This window comes from Nocardia kruczakiae NBRC 101016 (assembly GCF_001612965.1).
Taxonomy (GTDB): domain Bacteria; phylum Actinomycetota; class Actinomycetes; order Mycobacteriales; family Mycobacteriaceae; genus Nocardia; species Nocardia kruczakiae.
This window is the reverse complement of the sequence record NZ_BDBL01000072.1, coordinates 1-25532: the sequence shown is the minus strand read 5'-3', so window position 1 is coordinate 25532 and position 25532 is coordinate 1. Positions and strand designations below refer to the sequence as shown.

Sequence of the window (25532 nt, the reverse complement as noted above, 5' to 3'; positions counted from 1 at the left end):
AGGCGCACAAACAGTCCGGCCGGATAACCGACCTTCTTGAGAGGCAACTTTTCCAGCCTAACCACCGAAGCTCGCGAAGTCAACTCACGATCTCTGGGTCCTACTGGCCGCCAGGCGCTCCTCGTCCGACCTCGTTGTCCCGGGCCTTTCGGCTCCGGGTCGGTGTCCGTGTCGCTCTGACCTGGAATAAGTTACGTGGCGGAGAACGGAACGTCAAATCGCCACGTCGGCTTGCGTTTGCGCAGGTCACCGAGTTCCGAACCGGCGGGTGGCCGACCTGAATCACACGGATGTGACTCAGGTCATGGCCAGATCAGCTCCCGGCTCGGCGCGCGCCGGCGAAGTTCTTCTTCCCGCGCCGCAGCACCAACCAGCGTCCGTGCAGGTAGTCGGTATCCGCGGGCACCCACTCCGGATCGGAGACGCGGGCGTTGTTCACCGAGGCGCCACCGTCGGCGACCGCGCGGCGAGCAGCGCCGCGACTGTCGGACAGTCCGGAGGCGACCAGCAGATCCACGATCGTCGATTCGGGACCGGCCTCCGCGACGGTGCCGTCACCGGCGGCTTCGGCCAGTGCGGAACCGAGCGTCGCTTCGTCCAAGTCGTGCAGATCGCCGCGGCCGAACAGCGCCTGGCTGGCCAGTTGCACCGCGCGGGTGTGCGCTTCTCCGTGCACGAGGGTGGTCATCTCGGCGGCGAGGCGGCGCTGCGCCTCCCGAGCGTGCGGACGCTCGGCGGTCGCGGTCTCGAGTTCGGCCAGTTCCTCGCGGTCGAGGAAGGTGAACCAGCGCAGGTAGCGGATCACGTCGGCGTCGCCGGTGTTCACGAAGTACTGGTACCAGGCGTACGGGCTGGTCATCTCCGGGTCGAGCCAGAGGCTGCCGCCGCCGGTCGACTTGCCGAATTTCTTACCGTCGGCGGAGGTGACCAGCGGGGTGGTCAGGGCGTGGACCTGTTCGCCGTCGAGGCGCCGGTTGAGTTCGACGCCGGCGATGATGTTGCCCCACTGGTCGGAGCCGCCGACCTGCAGGCGGCAGCCGTGGGCGCGGCGCAACTGCACGAAGTCGTTGGCCTGCAGCAGCATGTAGCTGAATTCGGTGTAGGAGATGCCGTCGCTGTCGAGGCGGCGCTTGACCGTCTCGCGCGCCAGCATCACGTTCACCGAGAAGTGCTTGCCGATATCGCGGAGGAAGTCGACGGCGCTGAGATTGCCCGTCCAGTCCATGTTGTCGGCGATGATCGCGCCGGTCGGCGATTCGCCGAAGTCGACGAAGCGTTGCAGCTGGCCGCGGATCCGGTCGGCCCACTCGGCGACGGTGTCGGTCGAGTTCATCACCCGCTCCCCCACGTCGCGGGGGTCACCGATCAGGCCGGTGGCGCCGCCGGCGAGGACGATCGGGCGATGTCCGGCCTGCTGGAACCGCTTGAGCGTGAGCAGGGGAACGAGGTGACCCGCATGCAGACTCGCCGCCGTGGGGTCGAAACCCGCATACAGCGTGATCGGGCCCTTCGCCGTTTCGGCCCGCAGGGCGTCCAGATCCGTGGACTGTGCGATCAGTCCACGCCAGGTCAGTTCGTCGATGATGTCGGCGCTCACGCTCTCCCATCTTTCCGCACCGGGCGCGATCGGCTGCGCTGGGTCGGCCATGTCCGGATGAGCGTGCTGTCCGGTGGCGGGCGAGCGGCGAACCCGCCGGTGCTCAGCGATCCTCGACAGGAACACCCCGCGAGCCCGGCGTGGACGCGCGCGTATGTGTGCGAGCGTCCGGACCATGGCCGGTCGGCTCCGCTCCGGATGTACTTGACACATGACCGAGAACACCATCAGCCAGAACGAAACCATCTACACCGCAACGGTTTTCGAAACCGCTGAATCCGATCACCGGGCCGCGGCGACTACGGCGTCTCGCGGCCTCGACCGCACCGATGCGGGCCCTGTCGTCGTCTTGGGCGGCATCGGGAAGACCGGTCGGCGGGTCGTGGCGCGCCTGGCCGAGCACGGGATCGAGGTACGCGCCGCCTCCCGCTCGACGGCCATCGCCTTCGACTGGACCGACCGGACGACCTGGGACACCGCCCTGCACGGCGCGCGATCCGTCTACCTCGCGTACCAGCCGGATCTCGCCGCCCCGGGCGCCGACGAGGCAGTCAGCGCACTGACCGAGGCGGCGCGGCGGGCCGGGGTGCGGCGGCTGGTTCTACTGTCCGGCCGGGGCGAACCCGAAGCGCAGCGGTGTGAGGAGATCGCCCTGCGCAGCGGCCTGGCCACGACCGTCGTGCGGTGCAGCTGGTTCGCCCAGAATTTCAGCGAGGATTTTCTGGCCGAGGAGATCGCGGCCGGACAGGTGACACTGCCGGCCGACGCGGTCGCCGAGCCTTTCGTCGACGCCGAGGACATCGCCGATGTCGCCGTCGCCGCACTCACCGAGGACGGGCATGCCGGGGAGATATACGAGCTGACCGGCCCGCGGGCGCTGACCTTCGCCGAGGCCGTGGCCACGATCGCCGCCGCCACCGGTCGCGAGATCGGCTATCAGCCGGTGGGCCTGGACGAGTATGCCGCCGCGATGTCGGAGATGGGACTGCCGCGCGAGGTCGTCGACTCGCTGACCTATCTGTTCGGCACCGTTCTCGACGGTCGCAATACCGCCGTCACCGACGGGGTCGAACGCGCGCTGGGGCGGGCGCCGCGATCGTTCGCCGACTATGCCCGGCGGACCGCCGCCGAGGGGGGTTGGCCGATGGCAGGCGGCGAAGCGTCCGATGCGCCGCGCGGGTGATCGGCCGTGCCGGTGATCGTGCGCGATTTCCCGGGGGTCCGCCGCCCCACCGGTGCTGGGAACCCGGTTGCCGCGCTCGCCGCCATGCGCGATCGTCGTGGGATGGATGCCCTCGCCGACCTGCTCGACGGCCCGCGCGCTCGCGGCGCGTTCGTGATGCGCTCGCTGCTCGATCCGCCGTGGTCGCTGCGGATCCAGGACCGGGCGCCGCTCACGGTGGTGGTGGTGACCCGCGGATATGCCTATCTGGTGCCCGACGGCGACGATCCGATCCGCCTCGAGGAGGGCGCGGTCGCGATTCTGCGCGGTCCCGACCCGTACACGGTGGCCGACGAGCCCTCGACCCCGCCGCAGGCGATCGTGCACCCCGGGCAGACCACGACCACTCCGGACGGTGAATTGCTCTGTGAGACATGGGATCTCGGAGTGCGAAGCTGGGGGACGAATGCGGCCGGAACGACCGCGCTGCTGACCGGGACCTACGAGGTGGCCGGCACGGTGAGCGACCGTCTGTTGCGCGCCCTGCCGCCGCGGGCCGTACTCGACGGTCACGAGGTGGACGAACGTCTGCTCGGCCTGCTGGTCGACGAGTCCGGCCGCGATGTTCCCGGACAGGCATCGGTTCTCGACCGGCTGCTGGATCTGCTGACCATCGCCGCGCTGCGCACCTGGTTCGCGCGGGCCGAGGCGCCGCAGTGGTACAGCGCCTACGCCGATCCCGTGGTGGGACAGGCGTTGCGGCTGCTCGAACACAACCCCGCCCACGAGTGGACGGTCGCCGAACTGGCGGCGACCGTCGGTGCGTCCCGGGCGGCGCTGGCCCGGCGGTTCACCGAACTCGTGGGGGATCCGCCGATCGCCTATCTCACCGAATGGCGGCTGGCGCGGGCGGCGGACCTGCTGCGCGGCACCGATGCGACCATCGAGTCGATCGCGCGGCAGGTCGGCTACGGGACGGCGTTCAGTCTCAGTGCCGCGTTCAAACGGCGTTACGGAGTCAGCCCGGGTATGCACCGGCGCACCGAACCCGTTGCGGCAGAAGCGGAACGCGACGCCGGCGCCGGCGGCTGACACACGCGACGCTGCCGACATGTCGATGGGCCCGTGCCGGGTGTTTCCCGGAGCGGGCCCATCGGGCGGTTTCGACCTCAGTGTGCGGGGCGGCGTTCGTACCTTCGGCAGTCCCGAGGCGAGGACGAAGAACAGGCCCAGCACGATCTGCAGGGTCCACAGCACCCGATTGCGGATCGTGCCGGGACGGGTGGTGGCGGCGGACGGGGCACCCCGCAGGGATTCACCGGTCAGGAGAAAGCGGATCTCAGGGCGCTCAGATGCACCCGGCTGGCCGTGGCCGCCGTGTCGGCCGAACGAGCGCGGATCGCGTCGAACAACACCTCGTGGGCGTGATGGTCCGCGGCGGGATCGGCCATCGGCCGCATCCGCAGCATCTCGGTCATCGCACGGTGCACGCGCGGGACGAAAGCGTCGAACAACTGCAACAACACCTCGTTGTGCGCCGCCGCGATGACGGTGCGGTGAAAGGCGGTATCGGCGTCGACGAGATGTTCGACCGAATCGCCGGATCCGGCGCGCACCGACAGCGCCTTACGCATGAGCCGCAGGTCGGCAGGGGTGCGCCGCCGCGCCGCCAGAGCCGCGGCCTCGGCCTCGATGGCGATGCGGGCCTCGATGACGGCGGCGATGTCGGCCCGGCGCAACACCTCGTCCCAGTCCTCGGCCACCTCCAGCGCGGTAACGAAAACGCCTGCCCCCTGGCGGCTTTCGAGCACGCCCTGACCGGACAGTTCCCGGATCGCCTCGCGCAGCGTGGAACGTCCGACGCCGAGCTGGGCCGCGAGGGTCGTCTCGCCCGGCAGTTTGTGTCCGAGTTGCCATTCACCCGCGCGGATCCGGTCGAGCAGGAGCCGGGCGGCCTGAGCCGCGAGCGGTTGCCTCTGCACGGTCGCCATCGGCCCCTTACCTCTCTACTTGTCTGAGGAGTTGTCACTCGCTATGGTAGCCGACATGGGACAGGGACTGCTTCTCCTCGGCCGCCGCGGCGGGGTCTGAACGACCGGCACCCTGCCCGCGGGTTGCTGGGCTGCGCCGGTCGACATCTCCGACGCAGAAAGCCGATACCGTGCCCGACCACACTCCCCGCTGGAATCGCCAGCGCCCCTCCGTCATGCCCTCGCATCGCTATCACGATGTGTACCACCGGGTTCCGGTGCCACTGACCGAGCGCAGCTGGCCCTCGAAACGCCTCGAATCCGCCCCGCTGTGGGTGCCGGTCGACCTGCGCGACGGCAATCAGGCCCTGGCCGAACCGATGGATCCGGAGCGCAAGCGCCGATTCTTCGAGATGCTGGTCGCGATCGGCTACAAGGAGATCGAGGTCGGCTATCCGAGCGCCTCGCAGACCGATTTCGACTTCGTCCGCCTGATCCGCGACGCCGAGCTGGCGCCGGCCGACGTCACCCTGGTCGTGTTCACCCCGGCGCGCGCCGATCTCATCGCGCGGACCCTGGAATCGGTGGAGGGGATCACCAACGACGTGGTGATCCACATGTACACCGCGACCGCGCCGCTGTGGCGCGAGGTCGTGCTGGGCCGCTCCCGGGCCGACGTGGCGGAGATGATCGTCGCGGGTGGACGCGAGATCGCGCGACTGGCCGGCGACCGGCCGAATCTGCGATTCCAGTTCTCCCCCGAGGTCTTCATGCTCACCGAACCGGATTTCGTGCTGGAGGTGTGCGATGCGATGACCGACCTGTGGGACGCCTGCCCCCAGCGCCCGGTCGTGCTGAATCTGCCGGCGACGGTAGAGGTCGCCACGCCCAATGTGTACGCCGACCAGATCGAATACATGGACCGCAATCTGAGCCGCCGCGACGGGGTGATCCTGTCGGTCCATCCGCACAACGACCGCGGCACCGGCATCGCCTGTGCGGAACTGGCGATGCTGGCCGGAGCCCAGCGGGTGGAGGGCTGCGTCTTCGGCAACGGTGAGCGCACCGGCAACGTCGACATCGCGACGCTCGCCTTGAATCTGCATGCCCAAGGCGTGGATCCGATGATCGACTTCTCCGATATCGACGCGATCCGCCGCACCGTCGAGTACTGCACGCGGATGCCCATCCCGGAGCGGCACCCCTACGTCGGCGATCTGGTCTACACCGCGTTCTCCGGGACGCACCAGGATGCGATCAAGAAGGGGTTCGCCGACCATCGCCGGCGGGCCGAACTCGCCGGGGTGCCGGAATCCGAGATCGAGTGGCAGGTGCCGTATCTGCCGATCGATCCGGCGGATGTCGGACGCAGTTACGAGGCGGTGATCCGGGTGAATTCACAGTCCGGCAAGGGCGGTATCGCCTATCTGCTGCAGACCGGCTACGGGCTGGAACTGCCGCGACGGTTGCAGATCGACTTCGCCCGGCACGTGCAGCGCCATACCGACGACACCGGCGCCGAGGTGAGTGCGCGGTGGTTGTGGGATCTGCTGCAGCAGGTCTACGGTCCGACCGGCGACGGTATCGACTGTGCCGCGGGCCGGATCCGCTGGCGATACGGCGACTCCGGCGACGTCGTGATCACCGCCTCGGAGGACGGCACCGACGTCGAGACGACCTCGGCGGCCGCCGATGCCGCGAAAAGTCTCACGAAAATAGTTGCCCTCCACGGCATCTCGATCGAGTCGCTGCAGTCGGCCCACCACCGGCTGCCCGCGGGCGCGGGTGCGGAACACGTGGTCTACGGCGAGTTCCGGATCGGCGGTGAAACCCGATGGACGCTCGGGATCGCCGATACCGTCGCGGCGGCCGAACTGGCGGCGACGGTCGCGGCAGCGCAGCGCGCGCGAGTCCCGGCCGATGTGACGAGCTGAGCGCTCAGGCCGACCGCCCGACCTCGGGGGCGCGGGGGCTGCGGCGGTAGGCCGAGACCGCCGGGGAGTCGCGCAACCACAGTCGCCACGGGCGGTCGGCGGCCAGGCTCACGCCGACCCGGGGGCCCACCCCGATCGCGGCGGAGTCGGTGATCTCGGGCCCCAACTCCAATCGGATCGGCGCCGCCGGATCGAACAGCGCGGTGCCGTAGTCGGAGAGGGTGATTCCGAGGGCACTGCCGAAGTTCCCGGGCCCGCGCGCCAGATCGGCTTCGGTGCGGGCCGCACGACGCCGGGAGCGCGCGACCTCGTGGCCCTCGATCACCTCACCTGCGCGCAGCAGCACGGCACTGGCGACACCGTCGGGGCCACTGGTGACGTTCACGCAGGTGTGCATGCCGTAACTGAAGTAGACGTAGAGCATGCCGGGCGGGCCGAACATGACGGCGTTGCGCGGCGTGCGGCCGCGGCCGGAGTGGGCCGCCGGGTCGTGCCAGGGTCCGGCCGGGTCACCGCCGTACGCCTCGACCTCCACGATGCGGACGGCGACCGGGCCGGACCGCATCGTCGCGCCCAGCAGGCGGCGGGCGGCGGCCAGCGGTTCCACGGCGAGTTCCTCGGCAGACACGGGTTCTCATTCTTACTCGAGCACCCGTGGTGACCGCCGCCACGCCCGCCGCGGACCGTCCGGCTCGGTCAGAGCCAGCGCTCGACACCGCCGTGATGCGAACAGGTGCCGCTGCGGTGGCGGCTGTAGCTGTAGGTGCCGTCGCCGCACTGCGCGGTCGCGCCGTCGGGATCCGAGCCGGGACGCGGGACGCAGGCGTGGTCGACGTTCTCGTAATCGCCTGCGGGGCAGGAGACGAAGGCCGGGGCGGCGGTCGCGGTAGTCGTCGCGGCGGGGGCGAAGACGGCGGCGAAGCCGACACCGGCGGCGAGCAGCCAGCCGGTCAGGGTGGTTCGACGGCCCGGAATCCCGGCGCCGGATCGACGGGTGCGGCTCGCTACGCTGTGCACTTGTGAAACTCCTACCATTCTGATCTACGCCGGAACTGTCCCGGCGGATGACAAAAATAGCGCATCCCCCAGCCGCACAGGACATTTCGGTCGAATCAGAGGTGTCGGATCTCCTGCTGCGGGCGCAGGCCGGCGAGTTTGTCGGGATTCACCTGGAAGCGCAGATTCCGCACGCGGCCGTCGAGGATGTCGAAGGTGAGTGCGCCGACCGGGAATCCGCCGATCTCGCCCACCACGCCGAGTTCGCCGTTCAGCATCGCGGCCCGCATCCGGATCCCGGTCAGGACGGGTTTGGCCAGCACGCCGAGCAGCCAGCGGGCGACGTGGTCGGGGCCGTGCAGCGGGCGCCGGGCCGCGGTGACCTTGCCGCCGCCGTCGTTCCAGAGGGTCACGTCGGGAGCGAGCAGTTGCATCAGCGCGTTGACGTCGCCCCCGTTGGCGGCCGCCAGGAACCGCTCGGTGATCTCCTGCCGCGCAACGGGATCGGTGTCGTAGCGGGGGCGGCGCGCCTGCACGTGGTTGCGGGCGCGATGCGAGATCTGCCGGACGGTCGGCTCGGGCCGGTCGAGGAAGCCGGCGATCTCGGCGGGCGAGAAGCCGAAGACGTCGCGCAGCACGAACACCGCACGCTCGACCGGGCCGAGCGTCTCCAGCACGACCAGCATCGCCGTGGACACCGTGTCGACGATCTCGACGCGCTCGGTGGCATCGGGTTCGCTGAGCAGCGGTTCGGGCAGCCACGGACCGACATAGGTTTCGCGCACCGCGCGGGCGCTGGTCAGCCGGTTCAGTGACAGGTTCGTCACCGTCCGCACCAGATACGCCTTGGGGTGGCGGACCCGGCGCCGGTCGGCCTCGTGCCATTTCAACCAGGCGTCCTGCAGCACGTCCTCGGCGTCGGCCACACTGCCGAGCAGCTGATACGCGGTGGCGAACAGCAGCCGGCGATGCGTGTCGAACGCATCGCCGGGGTCCGCCGGCGGGTCCGCGGGCCGCGCGGTCATCGCACCGGCGTCCTCGGCATCACCGTCCATGCGCTCATCCTCTCCCGTTCGGTCGAGCACCGGCAATATCGCGCCTCAGGCGGCGATGCGGCCGGCCGTGCGCGTCGCGCGTCCGCCTCGTGACAGGGTGACCGAGACATTCGCGCGCCGGCTCAGCCGGAACGTCGGGACCGGGCTGCTGCTGACGAACTCCTTGTAACGCACCGCGGCGCGGCCCGTCAGATATCCGCGCCGAGGGCTGTCGTCGGCGTGGGTGAATCCGATGACGGCGTCGCGGCGGCCGAGGCTGACCGGCTGATGGAAGTAGCCGAATCGGAAGGGCCGCACCGGCTTTCCGCGCAGTCGACGCGCGATGGTGTCGGCGGCGTAGGCCGCGGTCGGCATCCCGCTCTGACAGGTGCCGTGCATGCGCCCCCACGGCTGGGTGATCGCGGCGGCGTCGCCGATCGCGTAGATGTCGGGATGCGACACCGACCGCAATGTCGCGTCGGTGACGATCGCCCCCGCCGCGTCCGTGGTGATGCCGGCCTCGGCGGCCAGGGCGGGCACCCGGACTCCGGCGGTCCACAGCGTGAGCCCGGCGGGCACCATCACGCCGTTGTCGAGTCGCACCGCATCCGGCAGCACCTTGGTCACGCGAGTTCCGCTGCGGCGCACGATGTTCAGACGATCCATGGCACGCGCGACATAGGCGCGCGGGCGCTCCCCCAGCATGGCGGCGGGTTCCCCGGTGCTGATCAGGGTGACGGTGAGGCCGGGATGGGATTCGGCGATTTCGGTGGCGGCTTCGACGCCGGTGAGACCGCCACCGCAGACCGCGACCGCTCCCCCGCTCGCCTCGAGTTCGGCGAGGCGCTGCGACATCCGGTGCGCCGCGCGCGGATCGTCGAGGGTCCGGGCATGTTCGGCCACACCCGGCACCGTGGTGGTGTCGGCTCGGCTGCCGAGGGCGTAGACCAGGGTGTCGTAGCCAAGTTCGGAGCCGTCGTCGCAGGTCACGCGGTGCGCGACCGGGTCGATCGCGGTGGCTGCGGCGCGACGGAAGGTCACGCCGGTGCCGGCCAGCAGTTCGGGGATGCGGTGGTCGGCGAGTTCGGCACCGGCGGCGACCTGATGCATGCGCAGCCGCTCGGTGAACCGCTCCGACGGATTGACGAGTGTGATGCGCACCGGCTGCTTGCGGGTGCGGCGCGCGAGCCGGATGGCCGCCAGCATTCCGGTGTAACCGGCGCCGAGAACGACGATATCGTGCGGACCTCCGGCGGCCGGCTCACGCTGGGTTCCTCGGTCGCTGCGCTGGGTTCCTCGGTTGCTGCGCTGGGTTCCTCGGTTGCTGCGCTGGGTCTCGCTCATGATGCTGTCCTTTCGCGGCGGGTCGACTGTGCGATTCGGTGATGGGACAAGTCGGCCGCCGCATTCGTGACACCATCCGATGTGACGCCGATCACACCACAGGGAACAGGCGGGGCAGGCGCTCGGTTGACATGTCAGGACTTTCGGAAGACGCGAATGAGGTGACCATGGCCGTACAGGTCGAGATCTGGACCGATATCAACTGCCCGTTCTGCTATCTGGGCAAGCGGCGCTTCGAGCAGGCGCTGGCCGGCTTCGAGCACCGCGACCAGGTGCGGGTCGTCCACCGGTCCTTCGAACTGGATCCGACGCTGCCGGCCGGGCACAGCGGCCCGGTGGTCGCCCATATCGCCGAGAAGTACGGCATCAGCGAGGCCCAGGCCGCCGCCAACGAGCGCGGCATCGCCGCTCAGGCGCAGGCCGTCGGCCTGCCGTATCGCACCGAGGGACGCGACTTCGGCAACAGCTTCGATATGCACCGGCTGCTGCACTTCGCGCTGGATCGGGGACGGCAGGACGCAGTGCTCGATGCGCTGTACGAGGGCAATTTCGCCGACGAGCGGCCGGTGTTCGGGGATCGGGAACGGTTGATCGAGCTCGCGGAGCGAGCGGGCTTGGACCCGGCCGAGGTGCGCGCGACCCTCGACGATCCGCAGGCCTACGCCGACGCGGTGCGCGACGACGAGAACACCGCCGCGCAACTCGGCGCACGGGGCGTGCCCTTCTTCGTCTTCGACCGCACCTACGGCGTCTCCGGCGCCCAGCCGCCCGAGGTGTTCAGCCAGGCCTTGGAGCGCGCGTGGGCCGATCACGCTCCCGCGCTGCAGGTCCTCGGCGACGGCGATGCCTGCGGTCCGGACGGTTGCGCCGTCCCCGCCGCGGACGAGCGAGGCTGATCGCGGTCCCGCGACGCGGGGCGCGACCTATCCCGAAACGGGTTCCGCATCGCGCAGCCCGACCCTGGCGTGCACCCAGCGCAGCGGCCGCGGCGCCCACCAGTTCCAGCGTCCCGTCAGGCGCATCAGCGACGGAACGAGCAGGCAGCGAACCACCGTGGCGTCGACGAGGACGGTGAGCGCCAGACCCAGTCCGAGCAACTGGATGAATGCCAGGCGGGAGAAGACCAGGGCGCCCAGGACAATCGCCATCAGCGCGGCCGCGGCGGTGACGATACGACCGGTCCGGGCCACACCGAGCGCCACCGACCGGGTGTTGTCACCGCATCGCAACCACTCCTCACGGATCCGTGAGAGCAGGAAGATCTCGTAATCCATCGACATGCCGAAAGCCAGGCAGAACATCATGATCGGGACGTTGGCCACCAGATAGCCGGTCGGCGTGAAACCGAGCACGCCGGCCAGATGCCCGTCCTGGAATATCCACACCATCGCGCCGAACGCGGCGGTGAGCGACAGCACGTTCATCAGCAGCGCCTTCACCGGGAGCACCACGCTGCCGGTGAAGAGGAACAGCACCGAGAACATCGCGACCACGATCCACACCGCGGCGACGGGCAGGCGTGCACCGATCGAATCGAGTGCGTCCCGGTTCTCGGCCGCGGCGCCCCCGAACAGCGGTGGCGCCGGGGCCGCGATCGCGCGCAGCCGATCGAGCTGCCGGGCGCCGGCCACCGAATACGGGTCCAGGTCCGTGCCGACGAGGAGTACCTCTCCGGCGGTGCCGCTCATCCCCGGCGGCGCCGACGCCATCCGGGCTCCGCCGACGTAGGTACCGGAGCCGGACAGAACCGCCGAGACGTCGGGCACCTGCGACAGTTCGGCGGCGTAGGCGCCGGGGTCGCCGTGATAGCCCGGCAGGACGACAGTGACCGAATCGGTGGGATTGCGCGCGAATTCCGAACGCAGGATGTCGCCGACCGTCCTGCTGTCGGCCACCCCGGCGCGAATCGCCCGATCATCGGGCGTGCCGAATTTGATCGCGAGAAACGGTGCGCCCAGCAGCAGCAGGAGCGCGGTGACCGCCACCGCGACAGGTAGTGCGCGGCGCATCACGGCGGTGACCATGCGATACCAGACACCGTCCTCCAGCGGTACCGTCCGCCGCGGTGGCAGGCGGAGCAGACGCCGCAGCGGCGCCCGGAGATCGAGGGCGTTCACCCGGTCGCCGAGCAGCACCAGGCATGCCGGCAGGACGAGCACCGACGCGAGCGCGGCCACCGCGACCACGACCAGTCCGCTGTAGGCGAACGAGCGCAGGAAGAACATCGGGAACACCAGCAGCGCCGACAGCGAAAGGATCACCACCAGAGCGGAATACAGCACCGCACGACCGGCGGTGCAGACCGCGCGGATCACCGCCTCCTCCCGGGCCGCCCCGCGGTCGAGTTCCTCGCGGTAGCGGGAGACGACGAACAGGCTGTAGTCGATGGCGAGTGCCAGACTCAACGCCGTGGTCGTATTCAGCGCGAACACCGACACATCGGTGAATTCGGTCAGCAGCCGGAGAACGGCCAGGGTGGTGACGATCGACACCAGCCCGATGACCACCGGCAGCAATGCCGCGATCACACTCCCGAAGACCAGGACCAGCACGATCGCCGATATCGGGATGGCGACGGCCTCGGCCGAGGCCAGGTCTCGCACGCTGACGGCACTGAGGTCGCGCAAGGTCGCCGCGTAGCCGCCGACGTGAATCGTCACCCCCGCCGGTGCCGGCAGCGCGCGGGCGATCGCGTCGGCGGCCTTCTGCTGGGCCGTGTCGTCACCGGCGATGCGGGCCACGACCAAGGCGGTCCGGCCGTCCGAACTGCGCAGCGCCGCACGCAGATCCGGCGGTGCGGTCCAATACGACTGCACCGTCGTGACGTCGGACCGTCGCTGCAACCACGCGGTCAGGTCCACGCCCGCCTGCCGGGCCGGTGGGCTCTCGACGCCGCCGTCGGCGCCGACGGTCAAAACGAGATTCGGTGCCACGCCGCCGAATTCGGCGTCCACCAGTTCGCTCACCCGCGTCGACTCCGCGTCCGGCGGCGCGAAGCCACCGGCCTCGAGCCGGTCGACGACCGAACTGCCGGCTCCGGCGGCGATCAGCACCACCAGCAGGGCGACGCCGAGGATCACCTTCGGGTGGAACGCGGCGACCCGCGCGACGCGCTCGAGTACGGAGGTCTTCTTCATCGTTCCTCTCCGGTGGCCGGACGCTACCGCACCCGCACGATCACATCGATTCCGTCGTCGAGGGGCAGGGTTGTTCGTAGATAGGTCTGCGAGCGTTCCGCGATGTAGCGGTGGAAGTCGTCGAGCAGGTCGGCATGTCTGGAGACATTGTCCGAGACGATGATCGATCCCAGCGTCAATTTCGGCTCCATCGCTCGAAATACGGGCAGATGCAGGGGCAGCCACCCGTCGAGCAGCAGCAATCCGACGGGGCCGGACACGGTCGGCAACGTTTCGAGCGCGTCGCCGACCAGCACGCGCACCCGATCGCCCACACCCGCCTCGGCGAGATTGGCGGTGGCGACCGCGGCTTTGTGCGCACTCAGTTCGGTGCCGATCACCTGCGCGCCCGTGCGTTGCGCGGCGGCGGCCAGATACAGCGTCGACATGCCGTGCGAGGTGCCGTATTCGACGATCGTGGCGGCGCCGGAGCCGACCGCCAGCTGAAACAGCAGGCGGCCCACCGAACGGGCGACCGGCAGCATCGCCGCCTCACCCGTGGCGGTCATCGCCCGCAGGGTCTCGGCATCCGGTGTCGCGCCGAGTTCGCGCAATCGCACCGATACCGCGCCGATCACGTCCCCGTCGGCGCGGGCCGCCACTTCCAGTCGCTCGACGACACCGCGCACCCGGTCGTCGAGAAAGTCGAGACCAGTGTCGGTTCCGATGTCGATCATGATTCTCCACTTCGATGTCCATTGCTCGAAAGGACCGGGCCGCTTGCCATTTCGGCGCTGATCCACTCCTGCGCCTCGCGCGCGGAGATGCCGGCGTTGTGCAACCGCTCCGCGACCACGCCGGGCGGCGCGCCCCGGCTCAGCGCCTCGCGCACCATCGGGGCGAAGCGCGCCCGTTCGACGACGGCCCGGTGGGCCGCGACGAAATCGGCGCCGGCGCGCGCGGTCCCCGCGCCGAGAACGTTGCCGAGCTGTTCGAGTGCCAGGGCGACCAGCGCGCGCACGGCGGGATCCGTGATGGCCACTGACCCGTCGGCCCCGGGTCGCAGCAGACTCGGCGCCGAGGCCAGCACGACTTCCGGTTGGTAGAGCACGGTGTTGCCCAGATACGACAGCACCCGGTTGAGGTCGGCCAGTCCGCGCGCACCGTTGCTGCGCGACAGCGTCACCACCACGGGCACGATCACCTTCCCGCGCAAGGCGCCGCCGCCGTGCGGGCGCGACAGCCAGTCGAGGGCGTTCTTCAGCACCCCCGGGACGGACTGGTTGTATTCCGGGGAGGCGACGATCACCCCGTCGGACGCGGCCACCGCGGCGCGCAACGCCCGCACGCCCGGCGGCGGCGCCGCGGTATCGATGTCCTCGTTGTACAGCGGCACCTCGCCGAGCCCGTCGAACACGTGGTAACCGCAGTCGAAGGGCAGCAGGTGCGGCACGGCCTCGAGGAACATCCGGTTGTAGGACTGCCGGCGCAGCGAGCCGGCCAGTCCGAGCACGCTCGTCATCGCCGCGGCTCACTCACCCGGAGGCTGGTAGCGCAACTCGCTGATCTGCTCGATGTCGTATTTCTGGCGCAGCGCCGCCACGGCGGCCGGATCCACCGCGGCACCGGTGCGGAAGATTTCGATGAGTCCTTCGAAATAGTGTTCGTGGTCCGGCGGCGGCGAGGCCTGGAAGAACATCTTCGCCGGCGCGTCGGAGGCGTTGCGGAAGGCGTGCGGGCATCCGGGCGGCACGAACACCACGCTGCCGGGGCCGGCCGTGATGACGGTGCGGCCCTCCTCGGAGCGCCACTGCGACCAATGCCCTTCCCACGAAACCGGTTCGAAGGCAAGGAATTCCAGCTCGCCCTCGACGAGGTAGAACAGCTCCTCGGAATGGTGATGCAGATGCGCCCCGACGTCGAAGCCCGGTGGGACCAGCACCTCGAAACTGGAGGCGGCGGTGGAGTGCTCGCCGGTGACCTTGAAAACCACTTCGTGTGCGGCGCTGACGAGTCGTTTGCCCTCGCCCGGCGCTACGTAGAGTCCGTGAATCGACATCAGCTGTACCACTCTCCCAGTGAGATCTCGGCGGTGATTCCCGGACCGAACCCGGCGATGATGCCGCGTCCGATCTTCGGATTGTCGGTGTCTTCGAAGAGCCGCCGGGTCGCGTCGAGCACCACGGCGCTGGCGATGTTGCCGTGCCGGGTCAGCGTCTCGCGGCTGTAGCGGAACTGGTTCGGCGCCACATCGAGGAATTTCGACAGGTCGTCGAGGATGCGCGGTCCGCCGGCATGGATGATGTAGAAGTCGAGGACCCCGGCATCCCAGCCCTCCTGTTCGGAGACCGCGCGCAGCACCGGCGCCAGCGGTTCCATCGTTCCCGGGACCCGCTTGTCCAGCTGGAAGTGGAAGCCGGTCGCCCGCACCGCGTAGGAGATCCAGTCGATGGTGCCGGGGATCAGGTAGGACGCGTTGCGCCGCAACTCGATTCCCGCTCTGCCCGCGGCGGCGGCATCGGAGACCACCACGGCCGCGACCGCATCGCCGAACAGGCCGTTGGACAGCAGGGTGCCGACGGAGACGTCACTGGGCTGGTAGCACAGCGAGCAGAACTCGCACGACACCACGAGGACGTTCGCTCCGGGATGGGCCCGGCAGTAGTCCAGGGCGCGGGCGATGGCGGCACCGCCTGCGGCACAACCGAGTTGAGCGATCGGAAGCTGCGCCGTGGAGTACCGGAAGCCGAGTTCGTTGATCATCCACGCGGTCAGCGACGGCATCATGAAGCCGGTGCACGAGACGTAGATGATGGCGTCGATATCCGCCGCGGCCTTGCCGGCGTTGGCCAGCGCCTCGCCGACGACCACCGGCACGTAGCGTTTCGCCTCCACCTCGTGCAGTTGATTGCGTTCCTCGAAACCGGGGTGCCGCAGCGCACGATCCAGGGGCTGCACGATGTTGCGGGTCTCGACGCCGGTGTTGCGGATCAGCCGCAGCGCCAGCTCCAGGTCCGCGTGGCCCGCGTGCAGCCGGCGCGCGACGTCCAAGGTCTGTTCGAGGGTGACCACCTCGTCCGGGAAGGCCACCGCGGGTTTGTACAGGATCGCCATTCGCCGATCTCCTAACTCGTAATTCGATGAGGGCGGCGCCTAGCGGGCCGCGAAGGCGAAGGCGGCGACGACGACGGTCGTCCACCCGACCAGAAGGGTGTGCAGCGGAGCGAGTTTCGAGCAGGCGCGCAGCACGGCCACTGCCTCGTCGACCGGTTTCCCGCGCACCGCCCGGGCGGTGCGGGCCATGAACCGCACCGCGAACAGGCAGGCCGCCAGGTACGGCACCAACCCCCAGACCGGCCCGGCCAGCACCACGGTGGACGCGGTGACGACCATCGCTCCGAGCGACAGCATCGCCACCCCGAGCCCGACCGCGCGGGTCAGTCCGAGCGTCCGGACGTAGGTCATCACCGAATACAATTCGTCCTCGGGGAAGTCCTCGGCGTGACTGATGACGATGATGCCGATATTGGTGAGGCTGAAGCCGCAGATCGCGGCGAACGCCGCCCACGACAGCGGCCCCTCGAACGCGCGCAGCACGAACAGCCCCGGCAGGACGAAGTACACGGCGTGCAGCACCGGCAGCTGCCAGATGCCGCGGCCGTTGAGGTGCAGCGGCGGCAGCGAGTAGCCCATGCCCAGCACCGCCCACAGACCGCCGATGAGCAGCAGGTCCAGATGCCCGGTGCGGTAGGTCAGCCAGCCCTCCGCGACGCCCACGATCAGCATGGCGACCACGATCTGGCGGATCACCCGGCCGACGCCCAGGCCGTAGACGGCACGCGACAGCCGGGTCTTGTAGATCGCGTCCATCCGGCGGTCGGCGAGGCAGTTGGCCATATTGCCGATCTGAATGGAGACCACCACGACGATGGTCGCGAGCAGCATGTCGAGTGACAGCAATTCGCGCATCGTCCGAGCCATGAGAAGGGCCGGCACCAAAGGAACCGTCACTGTCAGCGGCAGAAATTCAACGCGTCGAATAATGAGGCTGTAACGCAGCCAGGACTGCACCGAGAGTTTCTCGGGCGGTGCCGAACCATCGGCGGTGAATATCTCCGTCCATTGCGCAGCGAGGCTGACTCGATTATCCGTCATTGTGCATTTCTCCCCTATAGCAAGATATTGTCAGGCGGTCGCAAGCCTCGGACAGTTCATCCAAAACCCCTGCTGGACAGGCAGTTTCGAGACGATCCACGGGAGGGGTGGCGGCGACGAGGCCGACTCGTTGCGCACGACGGTGGCGCTCGGACAAGATTGGCACAGCACTCTCGCAAAAGTCAACGGATCCAATTGTTGACGGTTTCGAGGGAAATGTGTCACGCTGACTTCGCACTGTTCATGTGTGAATTCGACTCCCCATCCGCCGATACCGGAAAGGCTGCGCAGCCGCAGCCTCGAGGTGTGGGAAAAATTCGGCATTCGATCCGGAGGGAACGGATATCAATGACCCTCGAAACAGCACTACCCACGGCCGGCGATCTGGGCCGGATCGTGCAGGACGCCCTGGACTCGGTGCAGGCCGACCCCGCCCTCGTCCGGTTTCCGCGACAGCTGCTGGAATCCCTCGGCAAGGCCGGGGTACTGCGCGCCCGCTGGTCGGCGGCCGCGGCACCCGGCACCGACGCCGGCGACGTGGTCTTCGGCGTGCGCCTGGGCGCGGAGCTGTCGAGCCGGGCGCCGGCGGGAGTCGCCATCGGCGTATCCCTGCACACCGAAACCGTGCTCTCGCTGCTCCACCGCTTCGGCCACTCGGATTACCTTGTGGCACTGCGTGAACAGGCATTGGACGGTACCGCGGTCGGCTGCATCGCCGCCAGCGAACCCACCGGCGGCAGCGACCTCTCGGCCGTCACCTGCCTGGCGACCCCGACCGAGCACGGCTGGTCGGTCACCGGTCGCAAGAAGTTCGTATCCCTGGGCGCGGTCGCGGATTTCGCCGTCGTGCTGTGCCGGATCGCGACGGCCGACGGCCGGCCCACCGATCGCCACGCGACGATCGTGGTGCCGATGACCGCGGCCCGGATCCTTCGCGAGCACGACAAACTCGGCACACACGCGCTCGATACCGTGGCCGTCGAGTTCGACGGCGTCGAGGTGGATCGGCAGGCGACACTGGGCCGGGCCGGTCTGGGCGTGCTCAATCTGAACTACGGACTGTCCTTCGAGCGGCTGGCGATCGCGGCCCAGGTCGCCGGCGGATGCGCGACGGCGATCAGCCTGGCGGTCGAACATGCCGGGCGCCGTACGCAATTCGGTAAACGGCTGCGCGAGCACCAGTACATCGCCTTCCGGCTGGCCGAGCTGTCGGCCGAGGTCGAGGTGCTCTCGGGCGCGGTCGACACGCTCGCCCGCGACCTCATGGCCGGACCGCTCGACCGCGCGCTGATCAGCCGGATCGCCGCGGTCAAACTGTGCGCGGCGCGGGCCGGTGAACGCTTGATCAGCGAAGCGATGCAGGTGTTCGGCGGCGCGGGCTACCTCCCGCGAGAGACGCCGTTCGGCCAGTTCTGGAACGACATTCGCGTGGCACGCATCGGCGCGGGAACCGACGAAATGATGCTGGCGATCATCACCGACTCCCTGCACGGCAATCCCGACCTCTACGACCGGCTGGTGAGCATCTCCTCATGACCCTCGCGACATCCGACACCACACCCGCCCGCCGCCGCACCGCGCCGCGCCTGCTGATCGCCGGCCTGACCGGACAGGTCGGGCGCGGCCTGGCCGAGGCCCTGACCGACAACCCCGACCCGGCCGGCACGACGGCCGTTGTGCGCCGCCGTACGCGGGCCGATCTCGACCGCGCCGCCGTGCCGCAGCACCAGGTGATCGGCGACGTGGCCGAAAACCTATGGGGCCTGGACTGTTCGACGTTGCCCGACGTCGACGTCGTGGTCGACCTCGCCGGCATCGTCGACTGGACGGCCGGGCAGGCGGCACTGGACCGGATCAACTACCTCGGTGCGCTCAACGGTCTCGCGCTGGCCCGTGAGCTGAGCGATCGACTCGGCCGTGTCGTTCCGTACCTGTACGTGAGCACCGCGTACGTGGCAGGCACCGCCTCCGGCAATATCGCCGAGGATCTGCACCCCGCGCATCCGGACCGCACGCCCTACGAGCTGAGCAAATGGTTCGCCGAACAGCATCTGATCCGCCGCGCCGCCGCCGACGGTCACCCGGTGCTGATCGCCCGGATCGGCGGCGTGGTCGGTAGCTCGCGCACCCGCTCGACCACGCGGTGGAGCTCGCTGTATCAACTCGTCACGCCGATGTCCTCGGGGCAGTTGCCGGTCCTGCCGGTGCGGCCGGAGGCGCGCGTGGACATCCTGCCGCGCGACGTGATCGGCGAGGGCCTGGTGCGGTTGCTGGACCGCGGCGCCGCCACGGATTACGCGTCGTGGCGCGGCGGGGCGATCGTCCACCTGGCCGCCGGGGAAACCGCGCCGACACTGGCGGCACTGCTGACGGTGTTGCAGTCCAAGGACATCACCGGCCGCTACGACCCGCCGCGACTGCTGGTCGCCCCCGACCGCGCGCTGCGGCTGGCGGAGAACCTGGCGTTGAAGTACGCGCGCTGGAATCGGGAGATGGGCAATCGCCTGTTCGGGCTCCGGTACGTCTCCATCGATCGGATTTTCGAGCGAACCCGCTTGCGCGCATTGACCGACGGCTGGGCGCCCACCTACTCGGTGGAGGACCTCATCGACGTGGCCTTCGATCTCGCCCCGCCGGTGGCCCCCGAGCCGCTGCCCGAACTACCGCTGGGACGATTCGCATGAAAATACTCGTCGCCGGCGCCTCCGGCTATCTGGGAACTACCGTCGCGAGACTGCTCGACGGCGACGGCCACGAGGTCGTCGCTCTGAGCCGCAGCGGCCGGACCCGCTACGGAACCGGCCTCGCGGGTGATGTGAACTCGCCCGGATTCGGCTCGACCGACGAGGCCCTCGACGCCTTGACCGACATCGACGCCGTGGTCTGCGGATTCGGTTCGGTGGACATGAGTTCTGATCCGACGGGCGTCGTGAACCTTCACGTCAACGGCACGCGAAACGTCCTCGATCTGGCCGCGTCGATCGGGTCGGTCCGCCGCGTCGTATACGTCTCGTCGATCCTCGCGCTGGGCCGCGCCACCGGTCCGATCACCAATCGCGATCTCAGTCGTGGTCAAACTTTCCGCAACTGGTACGAATACGCCAAATACCGCGGCGAGCTGATCGCGCGCCGCGAACGCCGCGTTCCGGTGACCGTGCTCCGGCTGGGCACCCTGCTCGGGCCCGCCCCCGCCGAACTGATCCCGCGCCGCGGTGGGCCGGTGTCGGTGCTTCCGCATCTACTCAGCGGGCTTCCGGTGACACTGCACGACTGCGGCCGGTATCCGGTCTACGCGGCCGATGTCGAAGTGGCCGCGCGCGTGGTGCGCGACATCACCGTCAGCGACGAAGACCGCAGTGGCTGTACCTATTTCGATCCCGAGCGGCCGACGCTGGCCGAGGTACTCGAGCGCCTGTGCCGTCCGTGGCAGGTGGTGCCGAAGATCGTCGATGCCACCGGACCCGCGTGGACGCGGCGCCTGCTGACCCGCCGCTTCGGCCTCGAAGAGGATGTCGTCGACTACGCCCGCCCGCTGTTCGATTTCGATCCGGGCATCTTCGACACCCTCCCGACTCCGGACATCGCATCGGTGACCGACTACATCGCCGAAACCGGTGCGGCACTGCGCAATTCGGGCCTGGCGGGCCGCAGCTTCGACGTTCTGGGAGCAGCACAATGAGCATGTCACACTGTCGCGTCGACACCTATCCCCATCCGGAGCTGCGGGTGTACTCGGCCGGAAATTTCGGGGAGATCGCCCCGCAACGGCTGTCACCGATGTCCTGGTCGCTGGTCGGCAGGCCGATGGAATGGGGCACCCGGCAGTTCGTGCGCGACATCCTCGGCCCACAGCGCTGGGCGACCGGATCGGACTACGTGTTCACCGGCTACTTCAATTGCCGCCCGTACCACAACCTCACGGCGTACTGCCGCATCGCCGACCAGGTGAATCTGCTGACTCCCGAGGACGTGACCGCCGCGTACTTCGAAGGTATCGATCCGCCCCGGTCCAGCTCCGGTCGCCGGCCGGGTCGCCTGCGCCGCAACGGCGCGACCGCGCGGATGCTGCGCGAGCTGGTCGAACTGCGGCCCCGCGTGATCGAGCTGGAACAGGCGGTGTTCGACTTCGAACAGGACGTCGACGCCGTCCTCCGCGACGAGGCCGTCTGGCGCTTGGGCGAACTGGCGGCCCGCGGCGACGCATTGCTGGAGCGGGCCTGGCATCTGCACATCATCAGCACATCGGGAGCGGTCGCGGCGGAGGTGTTGCAGCGCACCGTGGTCGGCCGGCTCGCACGCGGCGGCAACCTGATCACCAACTGGCTCAAGGAACCCGCCGAATTGCCGTGGGGCCGCATCGGTCAGCTGGCACTCCTCGCCGACGGGCCCGCACGCTTCGTCCAGCACCCGTTCTACGAGATCGCCGACACCGACCTGCCCTGGTCGGACTATGTGATCCCACCCATGAACCACACCCCGCCCGCCACCCGGGAGGAGTCCGATCTGTCGCCGCGGGAGGCGCTGATCGGCATGTCCGGAGCGGCGCGCGGCCGGGCCATCGACGCCTCGGTGCTGTTCCTGGGCGACGTGATGGCCTTGCGGGAGCACAGTAAATCGCTGGCGATGCGGTTACTGCACGCCCACCGGCGGTTCGTGCCCGTGATCGCCGCCCATCGGGGCGTGGCCGCCGCGGACTGGCCGTACCTGGCGATGCGCGAACTGCGCGACGCCCTCCCGGACCGCGCGGAACTAGAACTGCGCCGCACCGCCTGTGAGGATGCCCTCGCGGTGGCGATGCCGGATTATCTGGATCTGTCGCCGGGCGCGCCCGCACACCATCAGCCACACCGCACCCCGCACGGGGCCGCGGCGGGCGTCTGCGACGGGATCGCCATCGGGCTCGGAGACATGCCCACCGAACGGGGGGCGGTGCTGGCCTGTGAGAGCGCCGACGCCAACGTCATTCCGATCCTGCCGTTCGTCGGCGCGGTGGTGACCGCCCGCGGCAGTCAGTACTCACACATCGCGATCATCTGCCGGGAACTCGGGATCCCGGCCGTGGTGTCGCATCCGTTGGCCACCGACATCAAACCGGGACAGCGGGTGTACGTGAACGGAGATACGGGAGAGGTGCGAATTGTCCACTGATAACCAGACTTTCGATCCGGTGGCCGACCCGGAGGCGGTGCTGACGGTCCTCGAGGACAAGATCGCGGTCGGCCGGCCGCGACTGGACCTGCGGCTGACCGATTCGGTCCGCGACGATATCGACCTCGACTCGCTGTCGCTGATGGAGGCGCTGACCCGGGTCGAGGAGGAGTACGGCATCGAACTCATCGACCATGAGGACATCTACGGCGTCGAGACCGTCGGCGACCTGGTCGTGCTGATCCAGCGCACCTATCACGATCGGTACCCGAACGACCCCGCGGCCCGGGAGGCGCGGTGAGATCACTCGTCGACTGGATCACCGAACGCGACAACGACGGCACGGTCCACTTCTACACCGGCCACGAATGGGAGAGCCTGGGTTACGACTCGATGGCCACCGAGGCCCTGAATGTGGCCGGTGCGCTGCGCGAACGCGGAATCGGGCGCGGCGACCGAGTGGCGCTTGTCCTGCCGACCTGCCCCGAATTTCCCCGATACTTCTTCGGCGTCATGGCGATCGGCGCGATCCCCACCGTCGTCGCCCCGATCGGACTGCCCGAGGGTGGCCGGGCCGGGCACCTGTCGCGGTTGCGCGCACTGGCCCCGGCGGCCGTGGTCGCCGGGCCGGAGACGCTCGCGGGCCTGGCCGAGGCCGGACCGGAGCGGCCCCATCTCATCGATGCCGAGGAGCCGATCCCGGCGGCCGACAGAGTCGCGCTGTGCCCCGCGACCGACGACGAGACCGCGATCATCCAATTCACCTCGGGTTCGAGCAGTCTGCCGCGAGCCGTCCGGATCAGCGCACGCGCCGCCATCGCCCACGTGGAAATGCTGAAATCGGTATTTCACGACAGCACGGGGCATTCCACCCAGACCTTCGGATCCTGGCTGCCGTTGCATCACGACATGGGGCTGATCGGTACCTTCCTGTCGCCGATCCTCTATTCCCAGGACGCGTGGCTCATGCGCCCGGAGCATTTCGTCCGGCGCCCGCTGACCTGGCTCGAACTGTTCGGGCGCCACGGGGCCAACCATTCGGCCATACCGAATTTCGCGATCGAACGCATCGTGCGACTGGTGGGGCCCACGGCCCTGGCCGGCATGGACTTCTCCGAGTGGCGGTCGCTGATCGTGGGCTCGGATCGCATCAATTTCGCCGCGCTGCGCAGCTTCTACGAACTGCTGGCGCCGTTCGGGTTGCCCGCCCGGACCGTCAAACCGGGATACGGGATGGCGGAGACCACGCTCGCGGTGTCGGTCTGCCCGCTGCCGGACGTGCCGACCGCGCTGGACATCGATCACCGGACCCTGTCCGATCAGGCCCAGGTCGAGGTGCTCGGGCAGCGGGACCTGCTCGATGCCGAGCCGGTGCCCGACGGAGCGACCTGCATCGTGTCGTGCGGGCGGGCCCTGCCGGGTGCGCACATCGAGGTCGTCGACTCCGATCGTGTCGTGCTGCCCGACGGCCAGGTCGGCGAGATCACCGTGGCCTCACCGGCCTTGTTCAGCGGCTATCTCGACGAGGACGACACCGTCCCCGTGGTGCATTACACCGGCGATCTGGGCTTCCGCTATCAGGACGAGGTCTACGTGCTGGGCCGGATGGGCAACGCGATCAAGGTGAACGGAACGTTCATCACCGCCGAGGACGTCGAACTCGCTCTCGCCGAACGGCTTCGGGTCCATCACGACAAGATCACCGTGGTGCTGCGCGATCTCGAGATGGCGGGCAAGCCCTCGAGCCTGGTGGTCTTCCAGCAGCGGGTGCCCGCCGAGGCCGTCGAGACGACGCTGTCGGTACTGCGGCGGTCGGGGCTCGACGCGGCCACCGCGGCCCTGGTCACCATGGCGCCCTTGGCGATTCCGAGGACCACGAGCGGAAAACCGCGACGCGTCGAGCTGTGGAACGATCTGGCGACCGGAATCAGCGCCGCCCGCCACCTGTTCGTCGGCGCCGCCTCACCCCTGCTGCGCCTCACCCTGGGAGCCGGTCATGAGCCACCCGGGCATTGAGCGTTTCGAGACCCCGCAGATCTCGCGAGCCCTGTTCGGCGGCAAGGGATTCTTCCTCACCAAGTTGGCCCAGATGAATTATCCGGTACCGCCTTTCCGGATCCTGCCCGGTGAACGCCTGCGCCAGACCGGCGGCCCGCTCGACGAGATCGCGCGACTGATCCGGGAATTGCGGAAGGAAGCGGCCGCGACGATGGCGGCCGACCGCGCCACCGTGGCCTTCGCCGTGCGATCGAGCGCGCCGGTGAGTATGCCCGGCATGATGGACACCCTGCTGTGTATCGGACTGACGCCGGAGAACGTGCCGGCGCTGGCCGAGCGGCTCGGCAGCCAGGAGTCCGCGTGGCGCGCAGTGGTTTCCGGTGCCCGTGCGCTGTGCGTGCACGTCGCGGGTGTGCCGGAGGTGGACCTGCCCACCGGAGCGCCCGAGCGGATCCACCCCGAGCTGATCGACATCTACCAGCAGCGCACCGGGGCGCGATTCCCGGTCGAGCCCGCGGCGCAGGTGAAGGCGGCCGTGGATGCGGTGGCCGCCTCGTGGAACAACCGCCGGGCGCGGGAATACCGTGCCGCACAGGGAATTTCGGAAGCGGATCGGCCCTCCGTGATCGTGCAGGCGATGGCGTACGGGACCGCGGCCACCGCCAGCGGCAGCGGTGTCGTCTTCAGCCACGATCCCCTCACGGGAATGCGCGGACTGCACGGCGAATATCTGCCCGCAGCGACGGGGGAATCCCTGGTCGGCGGCACCGCGACACCGGCGAACATCGAGGTGCTCGCCGATTCCGCGCCGGGCGCCTACGGTGAGCTCGCCGCCACGGTGGACGAACTGTTCTGCTGGTTGACGCTGATCGTCGAGGTCGAATTCGTCGTCGAATCCGGGAAGCTGTGGCTGGTGCAGGTGCGCCCGGCGGTGGCCGCCGAGCGGGTCCACAACACGGTCACCGTCGACGCGTGGCGGGCGGGGCTGCTGGATCGCCCGACCGCCCTGCGACGGCTGCGGCCGGCAGCGCTGTTCGACCATGCGTCCCCGCATGCCGCCGCCGGTCACGCGCCGTTG

Annotated in this window: 23 protein-coding genes; 11 read left to right on the top strand and 12 right to left on the bottom strand. The window is 69.2% G+C overall.

Annotated elements, in window-relative coordinates; translation table 11 throughout:
* Positions 1–313: 313 nt before the first annotated feature.
* A complete protein-coding gene (gene tyrS, locus NK1_RS32250; RefSeq protein WP_063014901.1) occupies positions 314–1597 on the bottom strand; it encodes a tyrosine--tRNA ligase in 1284 nt (427 codons plus the stop codon).
* A gap of 211 nt (positions 1598–1808) precedes the next feature.
* Here tyrS and NK1_RS32245 point away from each other — a divergent pair, with 211 nt between their 5' ends.
* Both NK1_RS32245 and NK1_RS32240 read left to right on the top strand, forming a co-directional pair.
* The gene (locus NK1_RS32245) at positions 1809–2780 is read left to right on the top strand and encodes an NAD(P)H-binding protein (RefSeq protein ID WP_084461841.1); all 972 of its coding nucleotides are present in this window, start codon (positions 1809–1811) and stop codon (positions 2778–2780) included.
* Positions 2781–2882: 102 nt separating this feature from the next.
* The gene (locus NK1_RS32240) at positions 2883–3851 is read left to right on the top strand and encodes an AraC family transcriptional regulator (protein WP_063014898.1); all 969 of its coding nucleotides are present in this window, start codon (positions 2883–2885) and stop codon (positions 3849–3851) included.
* Positions 3852–4081: 230 nt separating this feature from the next.
* Here NK1_RS32240 and NK1_RS32235 read toward each other — a convergent pair whose 3' ends face one another.
* Positions 4082–4750, bottom strand: a complete 669-nt coding sequence (locus tag NK1_RS32235) for a FadR/GntR family transcriptional regulator (RefSeq protein WP_063014892.1) — start codon at positions 4748–4750, stop codon at positions 4082–4084.
* 215 nt (positions 4751–4965) lie between these two features.
* On the opposite strand from NK1_RS32235, the gene NK1_RS32230 reads away from it, so the two are divergent.
* Positions 4966–6663 carry a 2-isopropylmalate synthase gene (locus NK1_RS32230; RefSeq protein ID WP_063014890.1) on the top strand — a complete coding sequence of 566 codons (1698 nt, stop codon included), beginning with the start codon at positions 4966–4968 and terminating at the stop codon, positions 6661–6663.
* Positions 6664–6667: 4 nt separating this feature from the next.
* Here the strand turns inward: NK1_RS32230 and NK1_RS32225 are convergent, their stop codons facing one another.
* The 4 genes from NK1_RS32225 to NK1_RS32210 form a co-directional block, all read right to left on the bottom strand.
* A complete protein-coding gene (locus tag NK1_RS32225; protein WP_063014884.1) occupies positions 6668–7291 on the bottom strand; it encodes a DNA-3-methyladenine glycosylase in 624 nt (207 codons plus the stop codon).
* A gap of 68 nt (positions 7292–7359) precedes the next feature.
* Positions 7360–7680 (bottom strand): DUF3761 domain-containing protein, encoded by a 321-nt coding sequence (locus NK1_RS32220; protein WP_245660981.1) that lies wholly within the window; start codon positions 7678–7680, stop codon positions 7360–7362.
* Positions 7681–7775: 95 nt separating this feature from the next.
* On the bottom strand, positions 7776–8714 hold the full coding sequence (locus NK1_RS32215; protein ID WP_369689838.1) for an RNA polymerase sigma-70 factor: 939 nt from the start codon (positions 8712–8714) through the stop codon (positions 7776–7778).
* A gap of 45 nt (positions 8715–8759) precedes the next feature.
* Entirely contained in the window at positions 8760–10037 is a 1278-nt protein-coding gene (locus tag NK1_RS32210) for an NAD(P)/FAD-dependent oxidoreductase (RefSeq protein ID WP_063014882.1), read from the bottom strand.
* A gap of 167 nt (positions 10038–10204) precedes the next feature.
* Here NK1_RS32210 and NK1_RS32205 point away from each other — a divergent pair, with 167 nt between their 5' ends.
* Positions 10205–10933 (top strand): DsbA family oxidoreductase, encoded by a 729-nt coding sequence (locus NK1_RS32205; protein ID WP_063014880.1) that lies wholly within the window; start codon positions 10205–10207, stop codon positions 10931–10933.
* A gap of 27 nt (positions 10934–10960) precedes the next feature.
* Here NK1_RS32205 and NK1_RS32200 read toward each other — a convergent pair whose 3' ends face one another.
* The 6 genes from NK1_RS32200 to NK1_RS32175 are packed head-to-tail and all read right to left on the bottom strand — an operon-like array spanning position 10961 to position 17308.
* Complete coding sequence (locus NK1_RS32200) at positions 10961–13174, bottom strand: MMPL family transporter (RefSeq protein WP_063014879.1); 2214 nt, start codon at positions 13172–13174, stop codon at positions 10961–10963.
* A 23-nt stretch (positions 13175–13197) separates the two neighbouring features.
* Entirely contained in the window at positions 13198–13890 is a 693-nt protein-coding gene (locus NK1_RS32195; protein WP_063014877.1) for an O-methyltransferase, read from the bottom strand.
* On the bottom strand, positions 13887–14675 hold the full coding sequence (locus tag NK1_RS35475) for an NADPH-dependent FMN reductase (protein WP_063014875.1): 789 nt from the start codon (positions 14673–14675) through the stop codon (positions 13887–13889). The genes NK1_RS32195 and NK1_RS35475 overlap by 4 nt, the downstream gene beginning before the upstream one ends.
* Positions 14676–14684: 9 nt before the next feature.
* The gene (locus NK1_RS32185) at positions 14685–15212 is read right to left on the bottom strand and encodes a cupin domain-containing protein (protein ID WP_062999768.1); all 528 of its coding nucleotides are present in this window, start codon (positions 15210–15212) and stop codon (positions 14685–14687) included.
* Positions 15212–16267, bottom strand: coding sequence for a type III polyketide synthase (locus tag NK1_RS32180; protein WP_063014873.1), 1056 nt, complete (start codon positions 16265–16267; stop codon positions 15212–15214). The genes NK1_RS32185 and NK1_RS32180 overlap by 1 nt, the downstream gene beginning before the upstream one ends.
* A 39-nt stretch (positions 16268–16306) precedes the next feature.
* Positions 16307–17308, bottom strand: a complete 1002-nt coding sequence (locus NK1_RS32175; protein WP_084461840.1) for a UbiA family prenyltransferase — start codon at positions 17306–17308, stop codon at positions 16307–16309.
* 348 nt (positions 17309–17656) lie between these two features.
* Between NK1_RS32175 and NK1_RS32170 the strand changes: the two genes are divergently transcribed.
* The 7 genes from NK1_RS32170 to NK1_RS32140 form a co-directional block, all read left to right on the top strand.
* Positions 17657–18844 carry an acyl-CoA dehydrogenase family protein gene (locus NK1_RS32170; protein WP_063014870.1) on the top strand — a complete coding sequence of 396 codons (1188 nt, stop codon included), beginning with the start codon at positions 17657–17659 and terminating at the stop codon, positions 18842–18844.
* Positions 18841–19992: an SDR family oxidoreductase gene (locus tag NK1_RS32165; RefSeq protein WP_063014868.1), complete on the top strand. Its 1152-nt coding sequence runs from the start codon at positions 18841–18843 to the stop codon at positions 19990–19992. Before NK1_RS32170 ends, NK1_RS32165 begins: the two co-directional genes overlap by 4 nt.
* Positions 19989–20987, top strand: coding sequence for an NAD-dependent epimerase/dehydratase family protein (locus NK1_RS32160; RefSeq protein WP_063014865.1), 999 nt, complete (start codon positions 19989–19991; stop codon positions 20985–20987). The genes NK1_RS32165 and NK1_RS32160 overlap by 4 nt, the downstream gene beginning before the upstream one ends.
* A complete protein-coding gene (locus NK1_RS32155; protein ID WP_084461838.1) occupies positions 20984–22456 on the top strand; it encodes a PEP-utilizing enzyme in 1473 nt (490 codons plus the stop codon). The genes NK1_RS32160 and NK1_RS32155 overlap by 4 nt, the downstream gene beginning before the upstream one ends.
* Complete coding sequence (locus tag NK1_RS32150) at positions 22446–22757, top strand: acyl carrier protein (protein ID WP_167354338.1); 312 nt, start codon at positions 22446–22448, stop codon at positions 22755–22757. Before NK1_RS32155 ends, NK1_RS32150 begins: the two co-directional genes overlap by 11 nt.
* A complete protein-coding gene (locus NK1_RS32145) occupies positions 22754–24472 on the top strand; it encodes an AMP-binding protein (protein WP_063014859.1) in 1719 nt (572 codons plus the stop codon). The genes NK1_RS32150 and NK1_RS32145 overlap by 4 nt, the downstream gene beginning before the upstream one ends.
* A partial coding sequence (locus NK1_RS32140) for a PEP/pyruvate-binding domain-containing protein (RefSeq protein WP_281189210.1) occupies positions 24453–25532 on the top strand: 1080 nt, incomplete at its 3' end. The genes NK1_RS32145 and NK1_RS32140, both read left to right, overlap by 20 nt.